The organism is Streptomyces coacervatus (assembly GCF_029223485.1).
Taxonomy (GTDB): domain Bacteria; phylum Actinomycetota; class Actinomycetes; order Streptomycetales; family Streptomycetaceae; genus Streptomyces; species Streptomyces coacervatus.
The window spans coordinates 148,300-171,435 of the sequence record NZ_JARHTP010000007.1; the positions used below are offsets into that span (position 1 = coordinate 148,300).

The 23,136-nt window shown below is 69.5% G+C and carries 18 protein-coding genes and 2 pseudogenes; 11 read left to right on the top strand and 9 right to left on the bottom strand.

Annotation, left to right across the window (positions count from 1 at the left end; all coding sequences use genetic code 11):
* Positions 1–59: 59 nt before the first annotated feature.
* The 6 genes from P2Q00_RS18845 to P2Q00_RS18870 all read left to right on the top strand — a co-directional run bounded on the left by P2Q00_RS18845 (position 60) and on the right by P2Q00_RS18870 (position 8,676).
* Positions 60–1,259, top strand: coding sequence for an ROK family transcriptional regulator (locus P2Q00_RS18845; RefSeq protein ID WP_275773743.1), 1,200 nt, complete (start codon positions 60–62; stop codon positions 1,257–1,259).
* Positions 1,260–1,382: 123 nt separating this feature from the next.
* Positions 1,383–2,483, top strand: a complete 1,101-nt coding sequence (locus P2Q00_RS18850) for a sugar ABC transporter substrate-binding protein (protein WP_275773744.1) — start codon at positions 1,383–1,385, stop codon at positions 2,481–2,483.
* 251 nt (positions 2,484–2,734) lie between these two features.
* Entirely contained in the window at positions 2,735–3,526 is a 792-nt protein-coding gene (locus P2Q00_RS18855) for an ATP-binding cassette domain-containing protein (protein WP_275773745.1), read from the top strand.
* The gene (locus P2Q00_RS18860; RefSeq protein WP_275773746.1) at positions 3,523–4,842 is read left to right on the top strand and encodes a sugar ABC transporter permease; all 1,320 of its coding nucleotides are present in this window, start codon (positions 3,523–3,525) and stop codon (positions 4,840–4,842) included. Before P2Q00_RS18855 ends, P2Q00_RS18860 begins: the two co-directional genes overlap by 4 nt.
* A gap of 259 nt (positions 4,843–5,101) precedes the next feature.
* Entirely contained in the window at positions 5,102–7,030 is a 1,929-nt protein-coding gene (gene dxs / locus P2Q00_RS18865; RefSeq protein WP_275773747.1) for a 1-deoxy-D-xylulose-5-phosphate synthase, read from the top strand.
* A gap of 146 nt (positions 7,031–7,176) precedes the next feature.
* A complete protein-coding gene (locus tag P2Q00_RS18870) occupies positions 7,177–8,676 on the top strand; it encodes an amino acid permease (protein ID WP_275773748.1) in 1,500 nt (499 codons plus the stop codon).
* Positions 8,677–8,768: 92 nt separating this feature from the next.
* Here P2Q00_RS18870 and P2Q00_RS18875 read toward each other — a convergent pair whose 3' ends face one another.
* Positions 8,769–9,143: a PIN domain-containing protein gene (locus P2Q00_RS18875; protein WP_275773749.1), complete on the bottom strand. Its 375-nt coding sequence runs from the start codon at positions 9,141–9,143 to the stop codon at positions 8,769–8,771.
* Positions 9,136–10,023: an NAD(P)-dependent oxidoreductase gene (locus P2Q00_RS18880; protein ID WP_275773750.1), complete on the bottom strand. Its 888-nt coding sequence runs from the start codon at positions 10,021–10,023 to the stop codon at positions 9,136–9,138. The genes P2Q00_RS18875 and P2Q00_RS18880 overlap by 8 nt, the downstream gene beginning before the upstream one ends.
* Before the next feature lie 147 nt (positions 10,024–10,170).
* On the opposite strand from P2Q00_RS18880, the gene P2Q00_RS18885 reads away from it, so the two are divergent.
* Complete coding sequence (locus tag P2Q00_RS18885; RefSeq protein WP_275773751.1) at positions 10,171–11,187, top strand: PLL family lectin; 1,017 nt, start codon at positions 10,171–10,173, stop codon at positions 11,185–11,187.
* A gap of 61 nt (positions 11,188–11,248) precedes the next feature.
* On the opposite strand, the gene P2Q00_RS18890 is transcribed toward P2Q00_RS18885, so the two are convergent.
* Positions 11,249–13,375 carry a 3-hydroxyacyl-CoA dehydrogenase NAD-binding domain-containing protein gene (locus P2Q00_RS18890; protein ID WP_275773752.1) on the bottom strand — a complete coding sequence of 709 codons (2,127 nt, stop codon included), beginning with the start codon at positions 13,373–13,375 and terminating at the stop codon, positions 11,249–11,251.
* On the bottom strand, positions 13,372–14,598 hold the full coding sequence (locus P2Q00_RS18895; RefSeq protein ID WP_275773753.1) for a thiolase family protein: 1,227 nt from the start codon (positions 14,596–14,598) through the stop codon (positions 13,372–13,374). The genes P2Q00_RS18890 and P2Q00_RS18895 overlap by 4 nt, the downstream gene beginning before the upstream one ends.
* A 453-nt stretch (positions 14,599–15,051) precedes the next feature.
* Here P2Q00_RS18895 and P2Q00_RS50780 point away from each other — a divergent pair.
* Positions 15,052–15,222, top strand: a pseudogene (locus tag P2Q00_RS50780) (hypothetical protein); the annotation flags it as partial.
* 242 nt (positions 15,223–15,464) lie between these two features.
* A pseudogene (locus tag P2Q00_RS18900) lies at positions 15,465–15,965 on the top strand (carbohydrate ABC transporter permease); the annotation flags it as partial.
* 84 nt (positions 15,966–16,049) lie between these two features.
* Here the strand turns inward: P2Q00_RS18900 and P2Q00_RS18905 are convergent.
* The 3 genes from P2Q00_RS18905 to P2Q00_RS18915 all read right to left on the bottom strand — a co-directional run bounded on the left by P2Q00_RS18905 (position 16,050) and on the right by P2Q00_RS18915 (position 19,112).
* Positions 16,050–17,354, bottom strand: coding sequence for a ribonuclease D (locus P2Q00_RS18905; protein WP_275773754.1), 1,305 nt, complete (start codon positions 17,352–17,354; stop codon positions 16,050–16,052).
* Positions 17,355–17,568: 214 nt separating this feature from the next.
* Positions 17,569–18,231, bottom strand: coding sequence for a response regulator transcription factor (locus P2Q00_RS18910; protein WP_030939825.1), 663 nt, complete (start codon positions 18,229–18,231; stop codon positions 17,569–17,571).
* A 212-nt stretch (positions 18,232–18,443) separates the two neighbouring features.
* Complete coding sequence (locus tag P2Q00_RS18915; RefSeq protein WP_275773755.1) at positions 18,444–19,112, bottom strand: DUF3000 domain-containing protein; 669 nt, start codon at positions 19,110–19,112, stop codon at positions 18,444–18,446.
* A 126-nt stretch (positions 19,113–19,238) separates the two neighbouring features.
* On the opposite strand from P2Q00_RS18915, the gene hemE reads away from it, so the two are divergent.
* On the top strand, positions 19,239–20,315 hold the full coding sequence (gene hemE, locus P2Q00_RS18920; RefSeq protein ID WP_275773756.1) for a uroporphyrinogen decarboxylase: 1,077 nt from the start codon (positions 19,239–19,241) through the stop codon (positions 20,313–20,315).
* Between the two features lie 7 nt (positions 20,316–20,322).
* Here the strand turns inward: hemE and P2Q00_RS18925 are convergent, their stop codons facing one another.
* A complete protein-coding gene (locus tag P2Q00_RS18925; protein WP_275773757.1) occupies positions 20,323–21,147 on the bottom strand; it encodes a rhomboid family intramembrane serine protease in 825 nt (274 codons plus the stop codon).
* A 125-nt stretch (positions 21,148–21,272) separates the two neighbouring features.
* Here P2Q00_RS18925 and P2Q00_RS18930 point away from each other — a divergent pair, with 125 nt between their 5' ends.
* Positions 21,273–21,611 (top strand): hypothetical protein, encoded by a 339-nt coding sequence (locus P2Q00_RS18930; protein ID WP_275773758.1) that lies wholly within the window; start codon positions 21,273–21,275, stop codon positions 21,609–21,611.
* A 107-nt stretch (positions 21,612–21,718) separates the two neighbouring features.
* Here the strand turns inward: P2Q00_RS18930 and P2Q00_RS18935 are convergent, their stop codons facing one another.
* Positions 21,719–23,107 carry an FAD-dependent oxidoreductase gene (locus P2Q00_RS18935; RefSeq protein ID WP_275773759.1) on the bottom strand — a complete coding sequence of 463 codons (1,389 nt, stop codon included), beginning with the start codon at positions 23,105–23,107 and terminating at the stop codon, positions 21,719–21,721.
* Between the last annotated feature and the right edge of the window lie 29 nt (positions 23,108–23,136).

Genomic DNA, 23,136 nt, shown 5'->3' on the forward strand with positions numbered 1-23,136 from the left:
TTCACTAGTTGGACATAGACGGGGCCTCATTGAAGCGGTCCCGCGCGCAGGAGGTCGTCGTGGAGACTCCGGGGTCGCAGTCGTCACTGCACCGAGCCAACCTGGAGCGGGTCGTACGGGCCGTCCGGCTGGCCGGGTCACTCACGCAGGCGGAGATCGCGAGGACCACAGGGCTGTCCGCGGCAACGGTCTCCAATATCGTCCGCGAGCTCAAGGACGGCGGAACGGTCGAGGTCACGCCCACTTCGGCGGGCGGCCGCAGGGCCCGCAGCGTCAGCCTCAGCGGTGACGCGGGCATTGTCATCGGCGTGGATTTCGGGCACACGCATTTGCGCGTCGCGGTCGGGAACCTCGCCCACCAGGTGCTGGCCGAGGAGTCCGAGCCGCTGGACGTGGACGCCTCCTCGGCACAGGGCTTCGACCGGGCGGAAGAGCTGGTCAATCGCCTGATTGCAGCAACCGGGGTCGACCGTTCCAAGATCGCGGGCGTGGGCCTCGGCGTGCCCGGCCCGATCGACGTCGAGTCCGGCACCCTCGGCTCGACCGCGATCCTGCCCGGCTGGACCGGCACCAAGCCCGCCGAGGAGCTGCAGGGGCGGCTCGGCGTGCCCGTGCACGTGGACAACGACGCCAACCTGGGCGCCCTCGGCGAGCTGGTCTGGGGCAGTGGCCGGGGGGTCAGGGACCTGGCGTACATCAAGGTCGCCAGTGGTGTCGGCGCGGGCCTGGTGATCAACGGGAAGATCTACCGGGGTCCCGGCGGTACCGCTGGAGAAATCGGACATATTACACTCGATGAATCCGGCCCCGTCTGCCGCTGCGGGAACCGGGGATGCCTGGAAACCTTTGCTGCAGCGCGCTATGTACTCCCGCTCCTCCAGTCCAGTCACGGCACCGACCTCACGATGGAAGGCGTCGTACGGCTGGCCAAGGAGGGGGATCCGGGCTGCCGTCGGGTGATCGCCGACGTCGGCCGTCACATCGGCAGTGGAGTCGCCAATCTCTGCAATCTGCTGAACCCGAGCCGGGTCGTCCTGGGCGGTGATCTCGCCGAGGCCGGTGAGCTGGTGCTCGGGCCGATCAGGGAGTCTGTCGGCCGCTATGCGATCCCCAGCGCAGCGCGTCAACTGTCCGTTCTCCCGGGGGCACTTGGGGGCCGTGCGGAGGTGCTCGGAGCGCTTGCTCTCGCACTCAGCGAGATGGGCGATTCGACCCTTTTGGACGGCACCCTGTCGACCGCGACACCTGCCTTCACTTAGAGAACGCATGACGCCGTTGCCATCTCGTTAAGTATTTACTTCTTGACGTCGCACGTGTGGCCGAGTTGACTTCCAGCCACCTCGGCCGCAGCGTTGCGGCCCTGTCAGGGAGGCACCCCCAAAATGAACGCAACGATGCGTAAGGTCGTGATCGGCACGACCGCCGTCTCGATGGCCCTTGCAGTGGCTGCTTGTGGTAAGGCCGGCGACAACAACAAGAAGTCGTCGAGCACCAGCTCGGGCGGCAGCACGTCGATCGGTCTGCTTCTTCCCGACAACACCCAGACCCGCTACGAGCAGTTCGACCGGCCCCTCTTCGAGGCCAAGGTCAAGGAGCTCTGCTCCGGCTGCACCGTGCAGTACGCCAACGCCAACGCCGACGCGGCCAAGCAGGCGCAGCAGGTCAGCACCATGATCACCAAGGGTGTCAAGGTCATCGTGATCAGCGCCCAGGACTCCGCGGCCATCAAGTCCTCCATCCAGACCGCGGTGAACAAGGGCATCAAGGTCGTCGCCTACGACCGCCTCGCGCAGGGCCCGGTCTCCGCGTACGTCTCCTTCGACAACGTCAAGGTCGGCCAGCTGCAGGGCGAGGCCCTGCTCACCTCGCTGGGCTCCAAGGCCACCACGAAGTCGAAGGTCGTCATGATCAACGGTGACGACGCCGACCCGAACGCCGCTCAGTTCAAGCAGGGCGCGCACAAGGCCCTCGACGGCAAGGTGAACATCGCCTACGAGCAGTCCGGCCTCTGGAAGGACACCGTCGCCGCCCAGAAGATGTCCGCGGCCATCACCCAGCTCGGTGCCAAGAACATCGCCGGCGTCTACTCCGCCAACGACGGCATGGCCGGTGGTATCGCCAACACCCTCAAGGGCGCCGGCATCGCCGGTATCCCGCTGACGGGTCAGGACGCGGAGCTCGCCGGTATCCAGCGCATCCTCGCCGGCACCCAGTCGAGCACCGTCTACAAGGCCTTCAAGCCGGAGGCCGACGCCGCCGCCACGCTCGCGGTCGACATTGCCCAGGGCAAGAGCATCTCCTCCCTCGCCACCACGACGCTGACCAGCGGCTCCGGCGACAAGGTGCCCTCGCAGCTGCTGACCCCGGTCTCCGTGACCAAGGCCAACATCAAGGACACGGTCGTCAAGGACGGGCTCTACACCGTCCAGCAGATCTGCACCTCCGCCTACGCCAAGGCGTGCGCGGCCGCCGGCCTCAAGTAGGCGGCCCGCACCCGAGTGACCGCCCGGACCCCCGGGCGGTCGCTCGACCCGTGACCGCCCCGCGGTCCCGCGAAGCCTGTCCGGCGCCCGCCCCGGCCCAACCACCCCGCTGCCGGGACGGGTGCCGGACGGAACCGTTGCCAAGCGCAGCGGATTCGCGCATGTTCATCTTGTAAACCGCGTGCGGTCCCGCACGCCCCTCCGCGCACTACCCCAAGCGCGGCATCCCCGCCGGTCAGGCGGCGAAGGAGATGGTTCACGTGTCCGCTACGCCCGTGCTGGCGTTGCGCGGAGTCTCCAAGCGATTCGGTGCGGTCCAGGCCCTCACCGACGTAGAGCTGGAGGTTCACGCCGGAGAAGTCGTCGCCCTGGTGGGCGACAACGGCGCAGGAAAGTCGACCCTGGTCAAGACGATCGCAGGTGTCCACCCCATCGATGAGGGCGTCATCGAGTGGGAGGGCAACCCGGTCAGCATCAACAAACCGCACGACGCCCAGGGCCTCGGTGTCGCGACCGTCTACCAGGACCTCGCCCTGTGCGACAACCTCGACGTGGTCGGCAACCTCTACCTCGGACGTGAGCTGCTGCACCGCGGCGTCATCGACGAGGTCACGATGGAGAAGAACGCCCGGGAGCTGCTGTCCACGCTCTCCATCCGCATCCCGAGCGTGCGCATCCCGATCGCGAGCCTCTCCGGCGGTCAGCGCCAGGTCGTCGCCATCGCCCGCGCGCTGATCGGCGAGCCGAAGGTCGTCATCCTCGACGAGCCCACCGCCGCCCTCGGCGTCGAGCAGACCGCGCAGGTCCTCGACCTGGTCGAGCGGCTGCGCGAGCGCAACCTCGGCGTCATCCTCATCAGCCACAACATGGCCGACGTCAAGGCGGTCGCCGACACCGTCGCCGTCCTGCGCCTGGGCAGGAACAACGGCTCCTTCCCCGTGAAGGACACCAGCCACGAAGAGATCATCGCCGCGATCACGGGTGCCACGGACAACGCCGTGACCCGTCGTGCGGGGCGTCGCAGCACGGAGGCGGCAAAGTGAGCGACACGTCCAAGGTTTCCAAGACGGACGCCGCGCCGGAGCAGCAGACAGTGGCTCCGGCGGACGACCCGACGGCCGCTGCGGTCTCCGTGGTCGACCCGCGGCTGCTGGTCCGTGAAGAGGGCTTCAAGGGCTACCTCACCGAGTTCAAGCGCAAGGTGAAGGGCGGCGAGCTGGGCTCGCTGCCGGTCGTCATCGGCCTGATCGTCATCTGGACGATCTTCCAGCTGAAGAACGACCGCTTCCTCAGCGCGGACAACCTCTCCAACATCAGCTACTACATGTCGGCCACCGGCATGCTCGCCATCGGCCTGGTGTTCGTGCTGCTGCTCGGCGAGATCGACCTCTCCGTCGGCTCGGTCAGCGGCCTGTCCTCGACGATCTTCGCCGTGTTCGTCGTCGAGCACGGTATGAACGACTGGCTCGCGCTGGTCCTGACCGTCCTGACCGGTATCGGAATCGGCGCACTGCACGGATTCTTCTTCGCGAGGATCGGCGTACCAGCGTTCGTCGTGACCCTGGCCGGCTTCCTGGGCTGGAACGGTCTGATGCTGTGGCTGCTGGGCTCCAGCGGCACCATCAACATCCCGGCCGACTCCGGCCCCGTGCACCTCTTCGGCCAGAACTCCTTCTTCATGGACCAGGCCGTCATCGGTGCCTATCTGCTGGCCGGCCTCGGCGTCGTCCTGTCGCTGGTGGGCCAGTTCAACGAGCAGCGCCGCCGCCGGGCCGCCGGGGTGCCCTTCCGCCCCACCAGCGAGATCCTGGTGCGCGTCGTCCTGCTCGGTATCGCGTCCTTCGCGGCCGCGGCCGTGCTGAACAGCGCCGCCGGTGTCTCCAACGCCCTGGTGATCTTCCTCGCCTGCCTCGTGATCGTCGACTTCGTGCTGCGGCGCACCACTTACGGCCGCAAGGTGTTCGCGGTCGGCGGCGGCATCGAGGCGGCCCGCCGTGCGGGTATCAGCGTGCCCATGGTCCGTATCACCGTGTTCTCCATCTCCGGCATGTTCGCGGCGATCGGCGGCATGTTCTTCGCCGGCCAGACGGCGAGCGCGACGCTGACCGCCGGTGGCGGCAACACGCTGATGCTCGCCATCGCGGCGGCGGTCATCGGTGGTACGTCGCTGTTCGGCGGCCGGGGGTCGGTGTGGTCCGCGCTGCTGGGCATGCTGGTGATTCAGTCGATCCAGACCGGTCTGGACCTGCTGAACATGAACACGTCCATCCAGTACATGATCACTGGTGCGGTTCTGCTGGGTGCGGTTGTCATTGACTCCGTCTCTCGTAAGAGTCAGAAGGCTGCGGGTCGCGCATAACGCGGTTGCGCCGTGGGGGTGCGGTGGTATTACGGGTGCCGGCCGTGTGTGGCTGGTCGCGCAGTTCCCCGCGCCCCTTAGGGGCGCCCCTTTGGGGCGCCCATGACGCCCGGTACCTCATAGGTGCCGGGCGTTTTTTGTGTCGTACAGCCGATCGCGTGACGTATCACGCACTGCCCGCGCGTCGTCCGCACAGGCGGAACATTAGACTCGACAAGCCCGGCAACAGCTCGATCAGCTCTACTGCAAGGAGGCACGGGTGCCGCTGCTGACCCGCATCAGGGGACCGCGCGATCTGGACCGGCTCAGCCTGGAGCAGCTGGACCAGCTGGCAGAGGAGATCCGGACCTTCCTCGTCGACGCCGTCTCCAAGACCGGCGGCCACCTCGGCCCCAACCTGGGCGTCGTCGAGCTCACCATCGCCCTGCACCGCGTCTTCGACTCCCCGAAGGACAGGGTGCTGTGGGACACGGGCCACCAGTCCTATGTGCACAAGCTGCTCACCGGCCGTCAGGACTTCTCGAAGCTGAAGCAGAAGGGCGGCCTGTCCGGCTACCCCGCGCAGGCCGAGTCCGAGCACGACGTCATCGAGAACAGCCACGCCTCCACGGTGCTCGGCTGGGCCGACGGCCTCGCCAAGGCCAACCAGATCCTGGAGCGCGACGACCATGTGGTCGCCGTGATCGGTGACGGTGCGTTGACCGGCGGTATGGCCTGGGAGGCCCTCAACAACATCGCCGACGCCAAGGACCGGCCCCTCGTCATCGTCGTCAACGACAACGAGCGGTCGTACGCCCCGACCATCGGCGGCCTCGCCAACCACCTCGCCACCCTTCGTACGACCGACGGGTACGAGCGCTTCCTGGCCCGCGGGAAGGACCTGCTGGAGCGGACCCCGGTCGTCGGGAAGCCGCTCTACGAGACCCTCCACGGGGCCAAGAAGGGCCTCAAGGACTTCATCGCGCCGCAGGGCATGTTCGAGGACCTGGGGCTCAAGTACGTCGGCCCGATCGACGGTCACGACATCGAGGCGCTGGAGTCGGCCCTCGCGCGCGCCAAGCGGTTCGGCGGCCCCGTCATCGTCCACTGCCTCACCGAGAAGGGCCGCGGCTACCAGCCCGCCCTCCAGGACGAGGCCGACCGCTTCCACGGCATCGGCCCCATCCACCCCGACACCGGCCTGCCGATCAAGGCCTCCGGCGCCGACTGGACCTCCGTCTTCGGCGACGAGATGGTGCAACTCGGCAAGGAGCGGAAGGACATCGTCGCCATCACTGCGGCGATGCTGCAGCCGGTCGGCCTGAAGAAGTTCGCCGACGCCTTCCCCAAGCGGATCTACGACGTCGGCATCGCCGAGCAGCACGCCGCCGTCTCCGCGGCGGGCCTCGCCACCGGCGGACTGCACCCCGTCTTCGCCGTCTACGCCACCTTCCTCAACCGCGCCTTCGACCAGGTGCTGATGGATGTCGCCCTGCACAAGTGCGGCGTCACCTTCGTCCTGGACCGGGCCGGCATCACCGGCACCGACGGCGCCTCCCACAACGGCATGTGGGACATGTCGATCCTGCAGGTCGTGCCGGGGCTCAGGCTCGCCGCGCCGCGCGACGCCGACCAGGTGCGGGCGCAGCTGCGGGAGGCCGTCGAGGTCAAGGACGCGCCGACCGTGGTGCGCTTCTCCAAGGGCGCCGTCGGTCCCGCCGTAGCCGCCGTGGGACGGGTGGGCGGCATGGACGTCCTGCGCGAGCCCGGCACGGACACCCCGGACGTGCTGCTCGTCTCCGTGGGCGCCCTCGCCCCCATGTGCCTGGAGATCGCCTCGCTGCTCGACAAGCAGGGCATCTCCACCACCGTCGTCGACCCGCGCTGGGTCAAGCCCGTCGACGAGGCCATGGCGCCCCTCGCGGAGCGGCACCGCGTGGTCGTCACCGTCGAGGACAACTCCCGTGTCGGCGGCGTCGGTTCGGCGATCGCGCAGGCGTTGCGAGACGCGGGCGTCGACGTCCCGCTGCGTGACTTCGGCATCCCGCCGCGCTTCCTCGACCATGCCTCCCGCGCCGAGGTCATGACGGAGATCGGGCTGACGGCCCCCGACATCGCCCGCCAGGTCACCGGGCTGGTCTCCAAGCTGGACGGCCGGTTCAACCGCGCCGCGGCGGAGGTCGACTCGGTGGAGCCCGCGCGCGACTGACACATCCGTACGGCCGGACGGGCCGCTTTCACCACCGTCAAGGGTGGCGAAAGCGGCCCATCTGCGTGAATCCGTCCGCGCCGGGGCATACGGCCTACGCCCCCTCTCGATCATGTCGAGGACGACGAAGCGTGGGAGGTAAGCCCGTGAGCAGCACCGTCTTCCGGACGAAGAAGGTCGAGCAGTCCATCCGCGACACCGAGGAACCCGAGCACGCGCTCAAGAAATCCCTGTCCGCGCTCGATCTGACGGTCTTCGGCGTCGGTGTCATCATCGGCACCGGCATCTTCGTCCTCACCGGCACGGTGGCCAAGAACAACGCCGGCCCCGCCGTCGCCCTGGCCTTCGTCGCGGCCGGCGTCGCCTGCGGACTCGCCGCGCTCTGCTACGCCGAGTTCGCCTCCACGGTCCCGGTGGCCGGCTCCGCGTACACCTTCGCGTACGCCTCCCTGGGCGAACTGCCCGCCTGGATCATCGGCTGGGACCTGGTCCTGGAGTTCGCGCTCGGCACCGCGGTGGTCGCGGTCGGCTGGTCCGGCTACATCGCCTCGCTGCTCGACAACGCGGGCTGGCATCTGCCCCAAGCGCTCAGCGGCAGAGAGGGGGCGAGCGGGTTCGGCTTCGACATCCTCGCCGCCGCCCTCGTGCTCGTACTCACCGGCATCCTCGTCCTGGGTATGAAGCTCTCCGCTCGGATCACCTCTGTCGTGGTCGCCATCAAGGTGACCGTTGTCCTGACCGTGATCGTCGCGGGCCTGTTCTTCATCAAGGGCGACAACTACAAGCCGTTCATCCCGAAGTCGCAGACGGTCGAGGCGGGCGGGAGCCTCAAGGCCCCGCTCATCCAGCTGATGTTCGGCTGGGCGCCGTCCAACTTCGGTGTGATGGGCATCTTCACCGCCGCCTCCGTCGTCTTCTTCGCCTTCATCGGCTTCGACGTCGTCGCCACCGCCGCCGAGGAGACCAGGAACCCGCAGCGGGACATGCCGCGCGGCATCCTCGGCTCGCTCATCATCTGCACCACGCTCTACGTCGCCGTGTCGATCGTCGTCACCGGCATGCAGCACTACACCAGGCTGTCCGTGAACGCCCCGCTCGCCGACGCCTTCAAGGCCACCGGGCACCCCTGGTTCGCGGGCTTCATCAGCTTCGGCGCCGCCGTCGGACTGACCACGGTCTGCCTGATCCTGCTCCTCGGCCAGACCCGCGTCTTCTTCGCGATGAGCCGCGACGGCCTCCTGCCCCGCTTCTTCTCCCGCGTCCACCCGCGCTTCAAGACCCCGTACCGGCCGACCATCCTGCTGGGCGGGATCATCGCGATCGTCGCCGGGTTCACCAGCCTCAGCGAACTCGCGGAACTGGTGAACATCGGCACGCTGTTCGCGTTCATCGTCGTCGCGATCGGCGTGATCATCCTCCGCAACACCCGCCCCGACCTGCCCCGGTCCTTCCGCACCCCGTGGGTGCCGGTCGTCCCGATCCTGTCGGTGTGCGCCTCGCTGTGGCTGATGCTGAACCTGCCCGCCGAGACCTGGCTCCGGTTCGGCATCTGGATGGTGATCGGCTTCTTCGTGTACTTCTTCTACGGCCGCACCCACAGCCGTCTGGCGCGCGGTGAGGAGACCAGGGTCGGCGAGGGGGTGTAGTCAACTCTCTTGCTGCGCCTCTCCCTTGATTCGCCTCGGTGTTCCGGCCCCGCGCCTCCTGCTTCGGCGGGGGCTGCGGGGCCGGACGGCGTTCACGCCGGCCTGACGGTGCGCGGTCCTGTCACCTCGGCCCCCAACTCCTGCACCCTGCGCCGCAGTTCCCGGTCCGCCGTCACCACCAGAACCGGCCGTTCCCCGGCCCCGGCGACCAGGTCGACCATGTGGTCGTCCCCGCTGCCCGGCGCCGACTCCACCCGGACGCCGGGTACCGTCTCCACCCCGCGTGCCGCCCCTTCCACCACCAGGACGATCTCCGCGGGAGCGGTGCGGCCCGGGAGTCCGTCGGTCGCGAGCCGGTCGCGGAGGCGTTCCGCGGCCCCCTGCCGGTCACGCCACCAGCCGTCGGGCACCGACCCGACGACGTTCGCGGCGTCGACGATCACGAGCAGCGGGTCGCCGTCACTCATGCGGCACGTCGAAGCTGGCGAAGTACGCGGCGGCCATGTCCTCGTCGCCGTGGCCCTGCGCGGCGGCCCGCTCCATGCGCTCGGCGGTCGCGGCCGCGACATCCAGGCGGACGCCGCCCTGCCGCCCGGCCTCGACGATCAGACGGGCGTCCTTGGCCGCCGTGGCCACCGCGAACTGGGCCGGAGACAGTTGGTCGTTCAGGACCAGGCCCGCCTTGGCCTTGAGATAGCCCATGTCGAGCGGGCCGCCCGCGATGAGGTCGAAGAAGTTCTGCGGGTCGACACCGAGGGCCTTGGACAGGGCCAGCACCTCGCCGGTCGCCGCGGTGGCGGCCAGGACCCAGCTGTTGGCGACCAGCTTCAGCCGGGTCGCGCTGCCGGCCGCGCCGTCGTCCCCGGTCCACAGCGTGCGGGCGCCGACCGCGTCGAACACCGGCTCCACCGCCGCCCGGCAGGCGACGGGCCCGGCGGCCAGCACGGTCAGCTGCCCGGCCTCCGCGGGCTGCCGGGTGCCGAGCACCGGGGCGTCGTAGAAGACGAGGCCGTGCTCGTCGGCGAACGCGGCCAGTTCCGCGACCGCCTCGACGCCTGCCGTGGTCGACTGCACCCAGGCGGCGCCGGAGCGCAGCGCGGGGGCGGCCTCCCGCATGACGTCCAGGGCGGCCGGACCGTCGTACAGCATGGTCAGGACGACGTCGGCGCCCTGGACCGCCTCGGCGGGCGTGCCGGCCACGTACGCGCCGTCCGCGGCGAGCGGCTCGGCCTTGGCGCGGGTGCGGTTCCAGGCGCGGACGGTGTGTCCGGCGCGGACCAGGTTGCGGGCCATGGCGGCGCCCATGATGCCCGTGCCGAGGACGCTCACGGTGAGCTTGTCGGTCATGAGATCGGCTTCCTTCTCACTTCTGTCGCTGGGGTTGCTGTAGTACAGCCTGCCCGCCGGCATCCGGCGCCGCGCACCGGACCGTCGAGCACGGTGGACGCAGGGGCCGGGCCCCGGTCGGCGCAGGGCCCCGCTTAGAGTGAAGCGGTGAACGGCGACTGGCTCCTACGCGGCCGTGACGGCCGGCTGAGTGTCTATCTCCCGACGGACGATGCCGTCCTGACCCGGGCGGAATGCTCATCCGGCGGCCCCTGGACGGCCGCGCGCAGGGTCGGCGGCGAGCAGCAGCTGCACCCGTCTCCCGCGGTCGGACACGGCAACGACTCCTACGCCCATCTGGTCTCCTGGCGGCCCACCGTGTCCGGCGAGGCGGGCCTCGTGCACTCCACCCACTTCCGGCCTCGGCTCGCGGCCCTCGACTGGGCGCCGGTCGGGCACCCGAACAAGAAGGGATCCCGCACCGGCCCGCCCGCCGTCGCGGTCGACGCCGAGGGGCGCGCCCATGTCTTCGTCCGCAACAACGGCGGCGGGGTGAGCATGGTCGCGCAGAAGGCGAAGGGTGGCTGGGACCCGTGGCGTGACCTCAAGGGGCGTGAGATACAAGGGGAGTTGGCGGCGGTGACGGGGGAGTCGGGGCTCGTGGAGCTGTACGCGGCCGTCCCCGGCGGCATTCTGCACTGGCTCCAGGAGGAGGCGGGCGGCCAGCCGGCCCTTGAGGAGGCGATGGAGGCCCCGGTCCGCCCCGACACCCTGTACGCGCTGGCCACCTCCCCGGATGCCACGACCCTCTTCTACACCGACGACTCGGGCGACCTGTGCGCCTGGCGCCCCGGCGCCAAGCCCGTCACCCTGCTGCCCTCCGCCGGACCCGGCCCCGTCTCGGCCGTCCGCTGCGAACTCGACGGCCACGACTGCACGTTGCTCGCCCAGCGATCGGCGAGCGGCCGCGTCGCCTTCGCCGCGTACCCGACCGAGCAGGAGTCGGCCGGCGCCTGGTGGACCGAGTCGGGCCCCGCACTTCCCGCGGACGCCGCGGTGTCCCTCGCGGTGGACGAGGACGGCCGCGTGGTGGCGGCAACGTTGTCCCCGTCGACCGGACAGCTCCTCCTCACCCGCCGCAAGGACGAGCCGGGGCTGGCACTGGAGGCCTGGCGGGAGCTGTGAGCCGGAAAGCAAAGAGGGCCTCCGCCCGAAAGCGGAGGCCCTCTTCACATGCGCCTGTGTGCTACGCCGGAACCGACGCCAGGCCAGGAGCCAGGAACTTCTTGCCGTTCACGCGCTCGGAGACACCCTCGCGGTCCAGGTACGGCGTGATGCCGCCCAGGTGGAAGGGCCAGCCGGCGCCCGTGATCAGGCAGAGGTCGATGTCCTGGGCCTCGGCGACGACGCCCTCGTCGAGCATGAGCCCGATCTCCTGGGCGACGGCGTCGAGGACGCGCTCGCGGACCTGCTCCTCGGTCAGGACGACATCGCCCTGCTTCAGGAGCGCGGCGACCTCGGGGTCGAGCTCGGGCTTCCCGCTGTCGTAGACGTAGAAGCCGCGCTTGCCCGCCTTGACGACGGCCGCGAGGTTCGGGGAGACCGTGAAGCGCTCCGGGAAGGCCCGGTTGAGGGTCTCGGAGACGTGCAGGCCGATGGCCGGACCGACCAGCTCCAGCAGCACCAGCGGGGACATCGGCAGACCGAGCGGCTCGACGGCCTTCTCGGCGACCTCGACCGGGGTGCCCTCGTCGATGACGTTCTGGATCTCGCCCATGAAGCGGGTGAGGATGCGGTTCACGACGAACGCCGGGGCGTCCTTGACCAGAACCGCGGTCTTCTTCAGCTTCTTGGCAACGGCGAAGGCGGTCGCGAGCGACGCGTCGTCGGTCGCCTCGCCCCGTACGATCTCCAGCAGCGGGAGGATCGCGACCGGGTTGAAGAAGTGGAAGCCCACGACCCGCTCGGGGTTCTTGAGCTTCGACGCCATCTCGGAGACGGACAGCGAGGAGGTGTTGGTGGCGAGGATCGCGTGCGCCGGGGCGACCGCCTCGACCTCGGCGAACACCTGCTGCTTGACGCCGATCTCCTCGAAGACGGCCTCGATGATGAAGTCGGCGTCGGAGAAGCCCTCGGCCTTGTCCAGCACACCGGTGACCAGGGCCTTGAGGCGGTTGGCCTTGTCCTGGTTGATACGGCCCTTGCCGAGCAGCTTCTCGATCTCGGCGTGGACGTAGCCCACACCCTTGTCGACGCGCTCCTGGTCGATGTCGGTCAGCACGACCGGCACCTCCAGGCGGCGCAGGAAGAGCAGGGCGAGCTGCGAGGCCATGAGGCCCGCGCCCACGACGCCCACCTTGGTGACCGGACGCGCCAGCGACTTGTCCGGCGCACCGGCGGGACGCTTGCCGCGCTTCTGCACCAGGTTGAACGCGTAGATGCCGGCGCGCAGTTCGCCACCCATGATCAGGTCGGCGAGGGCGACATCCTCGGCGTCGTAGCCCTGCTGCAGGTCGCCGTTCTTGGCGGCGGCGATGATGTCGAGGGCGCGGTAGGCGGCCGGAGCGGCCCCGTGCACCTTGCTGTCCGCGATGAAGCGGCCCTTGGCGACGGCCTGGTCCCAGGCCTCACCGCGGTCGATCACCGGACGCTCGACCTCGACGTCGCCCTTCAGCACCTGGGCGGTCCAGATCAGCGACTGCTCCAGGAAGTCGGCGCCCTCGAAGATCGCGTCCGCGATTCCGAGGTCGAAGACCTGCTGGCCCTTGAGCTGCTTGTTCTGGTTGAGGCTGTTCTCGATGATCACCGAGACGGCCTTGTCGGCACCGATCAGGTTCGGAAGGATCGTGCAGCCGCCCCAGCCGGGGACCAGACCGAGGAAGACCTCGGGGAGGGAGAAGGCCGGGAGCGCCTTCGAGACGGTGCGGTACTTGCAGTGCAGACCGACCTCGACGCCACCGCCCATCGCGGCACCGTTGTAGTACGCGAAGGTCGGCACCGCGATGCCGGACAGGCGCTTGAAGACCTCGTGGCCGCCCTTGCCGATGGCGAGCGCGTCCTTGTGCTCCTTCAGCAGCTCGACGCCCTTGAGGTCGGCGCCGACCGCGAAGATGAACGGCTTGCCGGTGATGCCGACACCGACGATCTCGCCGGCCGCGGCCTCCTTCTCGACCTGGTCGATGGCGGTGTTCAGATTCGCCAGCGAGGCCGGGCCGAAGGTGGTCGGCTTGGTGTGGTCGAAGCCGTTGTCCAGCGTGATGAGCGCGAAGCGCCCGGCGCCGAACGGCAGGTCGAGGTGGCGTACGTGCGCGGACGTCACGACCTCGTCGGGGAACAGCTCGGCCGCACCCTTCAGGAGTTCGGTGGTGCTCACTTGTTGCCTCCGGCGTCCTTGTGGTTCGGGTTCTCCCAGATCACCGTGGCGCCCATGCCGAAGCCGACACACATGGTGGTGAGGCCGTAACGGACCTCCGGCTGCTCCTCGAACTGACGGGCCAGCTGCGTCATCAGACGCACACCCGACGAGGCCAGCGGGTGGCCGTACGCGATGGCGCCGCCGTACTGGTTGACGCGCGCGTCGTCGTCGGCGATGCCGTAGTGCTCCAGGAAGGCGAGCACCTGGACGGCGAAGGCCTCGTTGATCTCGAAGAGGTTGATGTCCTCGATCGACAGACCGGCCTTGGCGAGAGCCTTCTCGGTCGCCGGGATCGGACCGTAGCCCATGACCTCCGGCTCGACGCCCGCGAAGGCGTACGAGACGAGACGCATCTTGACCGGCAGGTTGTTCTCGCGGGCGAAGTCCTCGGAGGCGATGATCGAGGCGGTCGCACCGTCGTTCAGACCGGCCGCGTTACCGGCGGTGACCCGGCCGTGGACACGGAACGGCGTCTTCAGACCGGAGAGGTTCTCCAGGGTGGTACCGGGACGCATCGGCTCGTCCGCCGTCACCAGACCCCAGCCGGTCTCACCGGCCTCCGGGTTGGTGCGGCGCACCGAGATCGGCACCAGGTCCTGCTGGATCTTGCCGTTGGCGTACGCCTTGGCGGCCTTCTCCTGCGAGCGCACGGCGTACTCGTCGGCGCGCTGCTTGGTGATCGTCGGGTAGCGGTCGTGCAGGTTCTCGGCGGTCATGCCCATGAACAGCGCCGACTCGTCGACCAGCTTCTCGCTGACGAAGCGCGGGTTCGGGTCCACGCCCTCACCCATCGGGTGGCGCCCCATGTGCTCGACACCACCGGCGATGACGGCGTCGTACGCACCGAAGGCGATGGAGCCGGCGGTCGTCGTCACGGCGGTCAGCGCACCGGCACACATACGGTCGATCGAGTAGCCCGGGACCGACTGCGGGAGACCGGCGAGGATGCCGGCCGTACGACCGAGGGTGAGCCCCTGGTCACCGATCTGCGTGGTCGCGGCGATGGCGACCTCGTCGATCTTCTTCGGGTCGAGACCGGGGTTGCGGCGCAGCAGCTCCCGGATCGCCTTCACGACGAGGTCGTCGGCGCGGGTCTCGTGGTAGATGCCCTTCGGGCCCGCCTTGCCGAACGGGGTACGGACGCCGTCGACGAAGACGACGTCCCTGACGGTACGAGGCACGATGGCTCTCCTCCAGATGCGGGATGGCACTGCTGCGGCACGCATGCGCTGAGCGCGCGCTCAGGACCCATGCTACTTACGGGTAACGTAGCTGCACAGTCCTGGAGGGTGGAGCGGCGAACGTCACATCGAAACAGGCGGTGGGGTAGCGCCCTTTAAGGGGCGCGGGGAACTGCGCGAGCAACCACAACGCACCCGCAGTCCCGTACGGCGATTACCGAGGCGGCGCTGTGGACCCTCTGGGCGTCAGTACCGGCGTAGGCACCGGATGCGACTCACCCCCGCCGAGCTGCCGAGTGCGAAGACGTTCCGGGTCACCTTCCGCAACGGCCAGTGGCACATCGCGTTCGCCGTCATCCCCGAGCCGATCGACGCGCCCGGCACGGGTGAGGTCATCGGCATCGACCGGGGCGTGAAGATCACCGCCGCCCTGTCGGATGGGCGGAAGCTGAACTGCCCGCAGCTCACCACGAAGGAGCGTGCGCAGCCCGCAAGCATCAGCGGCGGGCCGCCCGCGCGCCGAAGGGCAGCGAGGCCAAGACCGCCGAGTACGCCAAGGTCGCCAAGCTCAGGGCACGTGAGGCCGACCGGCGTAAGGACTGGTGTGAGAAGACCAGCACGATGCTTGCCCGCACCTATCGCCTGGTGCGGTTCGAGAAGCTGAACATCAAGAACATGACCGCCTCCGCGAAGGGGACGGTTGAGCAGCCCGGCAAGAGGGTCGGGCAGAAGGCCGGGCCGCTCCGGACCGGGTCGAGGACGTCCCCGCACCCTTTACGTCTCTGCGTTGCTCCGCCTGCGGGTGGATCGAGAAGAAGGCGCGTCACTTGCAACGCGGATACCAATGCAGCAGCCAATGTCGCGGACTCTTCCTGCTCGCCGCGCTGGTCCCCGGCGTCACCACCCAGGTGGCGACCTTCCAGATCGTCAACAGCTTCGGAATGTTCAACACCCTCTGGGCGCCGATCGCGCTCTACATGGGCACGGACATCGTCTCGATCTACATCTTCCTGCAGTTCGTACGATCCATACCGGCCTCACTGGACGAGGCCGCCAGCATCGACGGCGCCAACGCCTTCACGATCTACCGCAAGATCACCTTCCCGCTTCTGAAACCGGCCATCGCCACCGTGGTGATCGTGAAGGGGATCACCGTCTACAACGACTTCTACATCCCCCTCCTCTACATGCCGTCCCAGGATCTTGGCGTGATCTCGACGTCCCTGTTCCGCTTCAAGGGCCCGTTCGGCGCCCACTGGGAAACGATCTCGGCAGGAGCAATCCTCGTCATCCTGCCGACACTGATCGTCTTCCTGTGCCTTCAGAGGTACATCTACAACGGCTTCACCAGAGGAGCGACGCGGTGAGGTGTTTGTCTTCAGGGGCGCGAGGAACTGCGCGAGCAACCACAAACAACCCGTAGTCGCCGCACAAGAGAACCCTTACGGCGGCTAGGCGGAAAGTGCCGCCACCAACACCGGCGTTACCTGCTCGACCTGCCAAGCCCGTGCGCCGAAACCTGCAAGCGCGGCCCCAACCGCCTCCCCGTCAACAACCTTCGGCGGCTCCCAGCAAACCCTCCGCACCGTATCCGGCGTAATCAGGTTCTCCTGAGGCATGTTCAGCTGCTCGGCCAGGGCGGACACAGCCGCCCGAGCCGCCGACAGGCGAGCCGCAGCAGCCGGATCCTTGTCGGCCCACGCACGCGGCGGCGGAGGCCCGGTGACCGGCTGCCCCGGCGCCGGCAACTGCGCCTCGGCCAAAGCCTTCGCACGATCCACCGCAGCCTGCCACTGCTCCAGCTGCCGCCGCCCCATCCGGTTCCCGAACCCGTTCAAGGCGGCCAGCGCGAGCGCGTTGCCCGGAAGGGAGAGCGCCGCCTCCACAATGGCGGCGTCCCCGAGCACCTTCCCCGGCGACACATCCCTGCGCTGGGCGATCCGGTCCCGCGTCTGCCACAGCTCCCGCACCACGGCGAGCTGCCGGCGCCGCCGGACCTTGTGCATCCCGGACGTACGCCGCCAGGGATCCTTGCGCGGCTCCGGCGGCGGCGCGGACGCGATCGCGTCGAACTCCTGCCGGGCCCACTCGAGCTTGCCCTGCCGGTCCAGCTCCTTCTCCAGCGCGTCGCGCAGATCGACGAGGAGCTCGACGTCCAGCGCCGCGTACCGCAGCCACGGCTCGGGCAGCGGGCGGGTCGACCAGTCGACGGCGGAGTGGCCCTTTTCGAGTACGAAGCCGAGGACGCCCTCGACCATGGCGCCGAGGCCGACCCTGGGGAATCCGGCCAGGCGTCCCGCGAGCTCGGTGTCGAACAGCCGCGTCGGCACCATGCCTATCTCGCGCAGACACGGAAGATCCTGGGTGGCCGCGTGCAGCACCCACTCGACGCCGGACAGCGCCTCGCCGAGGCCCGACAGATCGGGGCAGGCCACCGGGTCGATCAGCGCGGTCCCGGCGCCCTCGCGGCGCAGCTGCACGAGATACGCGCGCTGGCCGTAGCGGTAGCCGGAGGCGCGCTCGGCGTCGACGGCGACGGGGCCGGAACCGGCCGCGAAGGCGGCGACCACCTCCGCGAGCGCGTCCGCGTCGGCGATCACGGGCGGAATGCCCTCGCGCGGCTCGAGCAGAGGGATCGGCTCTGAGGCCGGTTCTGTGCTCGGCGCCCCCGTAACAGATGTTCCGCCGTCTTCCGGAGGGGCGCCTCCGGTGGTTCGCAGTGAGCTGTCTGCTGCGGTCTCTTGGGCGTCGGTCACGTGTCAAGGGTATCTGTGTATGGACAGCGCCCGCCGACGTAACGTTCCGTCGGCGGGCGCCTGGGGGTCGTAAACCAGTCAGGTCGGTGAAAGATCCGGTTCACGACAGGAGGGACACGGGCGGAGAATCAGCGGCCGATTCCGTTCACGTCCGTGAATGGCAGAGATGTACGGGACAGAGACATACAGGGTAGGGGCGTCTGGGGCGGTGGGGTCAGTGGATGATGCCGGTCCGCAGGGCCACCGCGACCATTCCGGCGCGGTCGCCCGTGCCGAGCTTGCGGGCGATCCGGGCGAGATGGCTCTTGACGGTCAGTGCGGACAGGCCCATGGAGACGCCGATCGCCTTGTTCGACTGGCCCTCCGCGACCAGTCGCAGCACCTCGACCTCGCGGCCGGAGAGTTCACGGTAGCCACCCGGGTGACTCGGGGCACCCGGGGGGCGGCGGTGCATACGGGCGGCGGCGGAACCGATGGGGGCGGCACCGGGTCGGGTGGGGAGCCCGACGTTCGTACGGGTGCCGGTGACGACGTAGCCCTTGACGCCGCCCGCGAGGGCGTTGCGTACGGCGCCGATGTCGTCGGCGGCCGACAGGGCGAGGCCGTTGGGCCAGCCCGCCGCGCGGGTCTCCGAGAGGATGGTGAGGCCGGAGCCGTCGGGCAGATGGACGTCGGCGACGCAGATGTCGCGGGGGTTGCCGATGCGGGGACGAGCCTCCGCGATGGACGAGGCCTCGATGACATCGCGCACACCGAGCGCCCACAGGTGGCGGGTGACGGTGGAGCGGACGCGGGGATCGGCCACGACCACCATGGCGGTCGGCTTGTTCGGGCGGTAGGCGACCAGGCTTGCGGGCTGCTCGAGGAGAACGGACACCAGGCCTCCTGGGGTGCGGGACGGCTTTCAAGGTCACAGTCGTCTTCGGCATCAAACCCGAAGTCCTTTAGGGAAAGATCACGATTTAGTGAGTATCAATTAGTGCAATTCGGACACGCGATCGATCACGTGATGAACGAATCGGTTCGTTCGCGGCTCTGTTCGTGACTGAAAGTGGCCGTATCGACAAAGTGACGGCCAGTGGGTGACGGTCAGCGTGACTGCGGGTCCCGCCGCTGCGGCAGCGTCACGATCGAGGCGTCGCCCGGACCGGCCGGCGGCAGGCCCGCGACCTGGGCCAGCAGGTCGCACCAGGAGGCCAGGTGGGACGCAGTGTCCGGGACGCCGCCCAGGCCCTCACGGGGCGTCCAGGAGGCGCGGATCTCGATCTGCGAGGCGGCAGGGCGCTCCGCCAGGCCGCCGAAGTAGTGGGAGCTCGCGCGGGTGACGGTACCGCTCGCTTCGCCGTACGACAGGCTGCGCGCCTGGAGGGCGCCGGTCAGCCAGGACCAGCACACGTCGGGCAGCAGCGGATCGGCGGCCATCTCCGGCTCCAGCTCCGCGCGCACCAGCGTCACCAGCCGGAAGGCGCCCCGCCAGGCGTCGTGCCCGTCCGGGTCGTGCAGCAGCACCAGCCGGCCGTCGGCCAGGTCCTGGTCACCGTCGACGACCGCGGCCTCCAACGCATACGCGAAGGGCGCGAGCCGCTTGGGCGCCGGCGCCGGCTCGACCTCGATCTGCGGCCGCAGCCGCGCGGTCCTCAGCGCGTCGACGGCAGCCCGGAAGGGCAACGGAGGTGCACTGCTGCCATTCCGGTCCCCCTCCTTGGTGTCGTCCATTCCGTCAGCGCCGTCCGACAGTCGTCCCTGAGCCGCAGCCATGCGGGGAAGATTAAAGGGAACGGGGGCTTCGCGCAGGGAGGGACACCCGTGCGGGGGCCGCCTGTCCGGATAGTGCCCCATCAACCGCGGCCTTCGCGCCTCCGGCGCCGTGCGAGACTTGCGGTCGTGAGTGCGAACGAGAGCCCCGCGGGCCAGGCCCAGCCACAGCCGACAGCCACGTACGACTCGGCCTTCATGAAGGCGTGCAGGCGCGAGCCCGTGCCGCACACTCCGGTGTGGTTCATGCGGCAGGCCGGGCGCTCACTGCCGGAGTACCGCAAGGTGCGCGAGGGCATCCCGATGCTCGAGTCCTGCATGCGGCCCGAGCTCGCCGCCGAGATCACCCTCCAGCCGGTCCGCCGGCACGGCGTCGACGCGGCGGTCTACTTCAGCGACATCGTCGTCCCGCTCAAGGCCATCGGCATCGACCTCGACATCAAGCCCGGCGTCGGCCCGGTCGTCGAGAAGCCCATCCGCACCCGCGCCGACCTCGCCCAGCTGCGCGACCTCACCCCGGAAGACGTCTCCTACGTCACCGAGGCCATCGGCCTGCTCACCGCCGAACTCGGCGCCACCCCCCTCATCGGCTTCGCCGGCGCGCCTTTCACCCTCGCGAGCTACCTCATCGAGGGCGGCCCGTCCCGCACGTACGAGAACGCCAAGGCGATCATGTACGGCGACCCCGAGCTGTGGGCCGACCTCCTCGACCGCCTCGCCGACATCACAACCGCCTTCCTCAAGGTCCAGATCGAGGCGGGCGCCAGCGCCGTCCAGCTCTTCGACTCCTGGGCGGGCGCCCTCTCCCCGGCCGACTACCGCAACTCGGTGCTGCCCGCCTCCGCCAAGGTCTTCCGCGCGGTCGAGGGCTACGGCGTCCCGCGCATCCACTTCGGCGTCGGCACCGGCGAGCTCCTGAAGCTCATGGGCGAGGCCGGCGCGGACGTCGTGGGCGTCGACTGGCGCGTCCCGCTCGACGAGGCCGCCCGCCGGGTCGGCCCCGGCAAGGCGCTCCAGGGCAACCTCGACCCGACCGTCCTGTTCGCCTCCCAGGAGGCCGTCGAGGCCAAGACCCGCGAGGTCCTCGACTCGGCGGCAGGTCTGGAGGGCCACGTCTTCAACCTCGGCCACGGCGTCATGCCGTCCACCGACCCGGACGCGCTGACCAGGCTCGTGGAGTACGTCCACACCCAGACGGCTCGGTAAGCAGCGCTCACCACGTGTGCCGGGGCCGCGCCCTTCTGCCGAACAGCAGGCCGCGCGGTTCCGGTGGTGGGGGAGTGCCCGGCTTGAGCGGCCAGGCGAGCAGCATGCCGACGAGGAACCCGACGATGTGCGCCGCGTACGCCACCGTCCCTGCGTCGGAGACGCCCTCGCCGGACGAGTACAGGGCCTGCAGTACGAACCAGAAGCCCAGCACCAGCCAGGCCGGCAGTCTCAGCGGCAGGAAGACCAGGAACGGCACGAGGACCCAGACCCTGGCCTTCGGATACAGCACCAGATAGGCGCCCAGGACACCGGCGATGGCTCCCGACGCACCGATCAGCGGGGCGGACGAGTCGGCGTTGACCAGCGCGAAGCCGTACGACGCCGCGTAGCCGCAGACGACGTAGAACAGCGCGTACCTGATGTGACCCATGCGGTCCTCGACGTTGTTGCCGAAGATCAGCAGGAAGAGCATGTTGCCGAGCAGGTGCAGCCAGCTGCCGTGCAGGAACATCGCGGTGAAGACGCTGAGGGGCGGGGACTTGTCGTAGCCCGGCGGGGCCACCACGCAGCCCGCCCCGTGCGCGCCCACGCCCACGGCGCCCGTAGGGACCACCCGAGGCAGCTGATGGTGGATCAACTCCCGCGGTACGGCCGCGTAGTGGTCCAGGAACGCGTGCAGGTGGCACAGCTGGGACAGGCTGCTGTCGCCCGCCATGGAACCGGCGAGGCCGGGCGTGGACAGGAAGACGTACACGTTCGCGGCGATCAGTGCGTAGGTCACCCAGGGGGTGCGGCGCACCGGGTTCACGTCATGGACGGGTATGACCACAAGGAATTAGTGCCCTCGGTGAACCGGGCGAATCGGTGAACGCGGGTACGCGCGCGTGCGTATGTCTCCTCAACCGCCCGCGGCACGGGGAAGGCGGGTCGCGGGGACGACGTGAGGAACAGGCGATGAACGACCGAGTTACTCCTCCGATGCACGCCACGCCCGACGGGGAGGCGGAGATCTCCCTGGTGGTGAAGTTGCCGTGGGAGGACGTCGCCCGGCTCGGCCAGGAGGCCGGACGGCTGGCTTCGCAGATGCAGCGGCCGGTGACGCTGGACGAGGCGGTGAGTCATCGGTTGCGGTCCGTACGGAGTGCTTCGCATGCGAAGCCGGCGGGGGAGCAGCCGGCGGCCGTGTCGGCCGCCCCTGCCATGACCTCCACCGCCTCGGTGTCCTCGTTGCCGCCGCGGCCTCCGGCGGAGCAGGCGCGGCAGGCGATCGAGAGGATCAACGGTTCCGCGTAGGGGGTTCGCCGTGGGGGCGCGGGTGCGTTGTTGGCTGCGGGTCCGTTGTGGCTGGTCGCGCCCGCGCGGCGGAGCCGCAAATCGACACAGCCCCGCGCCCCTAAAGCCTAAAAGCCTTGCACCACCGCTCTTGCTGCTTTGCGGGCGGCGACCAGGACCGGGTCCCAGACCGGGCTGAACGGGGGCGCGTAACCCAGGTCCAGCGCCGTCATCTGTTCCACCGTCATGCGGGCCGTGAGGGCCACCGCTGCGATGTCGACGCGCTTGGCCGCGCCCTCGCGGCCCACGATCTGTACTCCCAGCAGGCGGCCCGTCCGGCGCTCGGCGAGCATCTTGACCGTCATGAGGGAGGCTTTCGGGTAGTAGCCCGCCCGGCTCGTCGACTCGATGGTGACTGTCTCGTACTGCAATCCGACCCTGCGGGCGTCCTTCTCGCGCAGGCCCGTGCGGGCGATCTCCAGGTCGCAGACCTTGGACACGGCGGTGCCGACGACTCCGGGGAAGGTGGCGTAGCCGCCGCCGACGTTGCTGCCGATGACCTGGCCGTGCTTGTTGGCGTGGGTGCCGAGGGCGAAGTGGCGCTCCTGGCCGGAGACCAGGTCGAGGACCTCGACGCAGTCGCCCCCGGCCCAGATGTTCTCGTGCCCGCGCACCCGCATCGACAGGTCGGTGAGCAGGCCGCCGTGGGCGCCCAGGGGCAGTCCGGCCGCCTTCGCGAGCGCCGTCTCCGGGCGTACACCGATGCCCAGGACCACCACGTCCGCGGGGTACTCGGCGTCCTCCGTGGCCACCGCCCGCACCCGGCCGTCCTCGCCGGTGTGCACCTTGGTCACCTGCGCGTTGTCGACCATGGTGATGCCCATGCCCTCCATGGCCTCGTGCACCAGGCGGCCCATGTCGGGGTCGAGGGTGGACATCGGCTCGCTGCCACGGTTGACGACGGTCACCTCGTAGCCGCGGTTGATGAGCGCCTCGGCCATCTCCACGCCGATGTAGCCCGCCCCGACGACCACCGCGCGACGGCCACGCGTGCGCGTGAGCGAGTCGATGAGCGCCTGGCCGTCGTCGAGGGTCTGCACACCGTGGACTCCGGGGGCGTCCGCGCCCGGCAGGTCGGGGCGGATCGGGCGGGCTCCCGTCGCGATCACGAGTTTGTCGTACGACGTCCAGGACTCGGCGCCGGAATCGATGTCACGCGCGCGTACCCGCCCGCCCGCCACGTCGATCTCCGTGACCTCCGTCCGCATGCGCAGATCGATGTCCCGCGCACGGTGCTCCTCGGGCGTACGGGCGATCAACTCGTCCCGTTCGCCGACGTCCCCGCCCACCCAGTACGGGATGCCGCAGGCCGAGTACGACGTGAAGTGGCCGCGTTCGAACGCCACTATCTCCAGCTCGTCGGAGCCCTTCAGCCGGCGTGCCTGCGACGCCGCGGACATCCCCGCGGCGTCGCCGCCGATCACCACCAGTCGTTCCCTCGCAGCGCTCATGTCCATGCGAACACGCTACGGGGGCAGGGCATTTC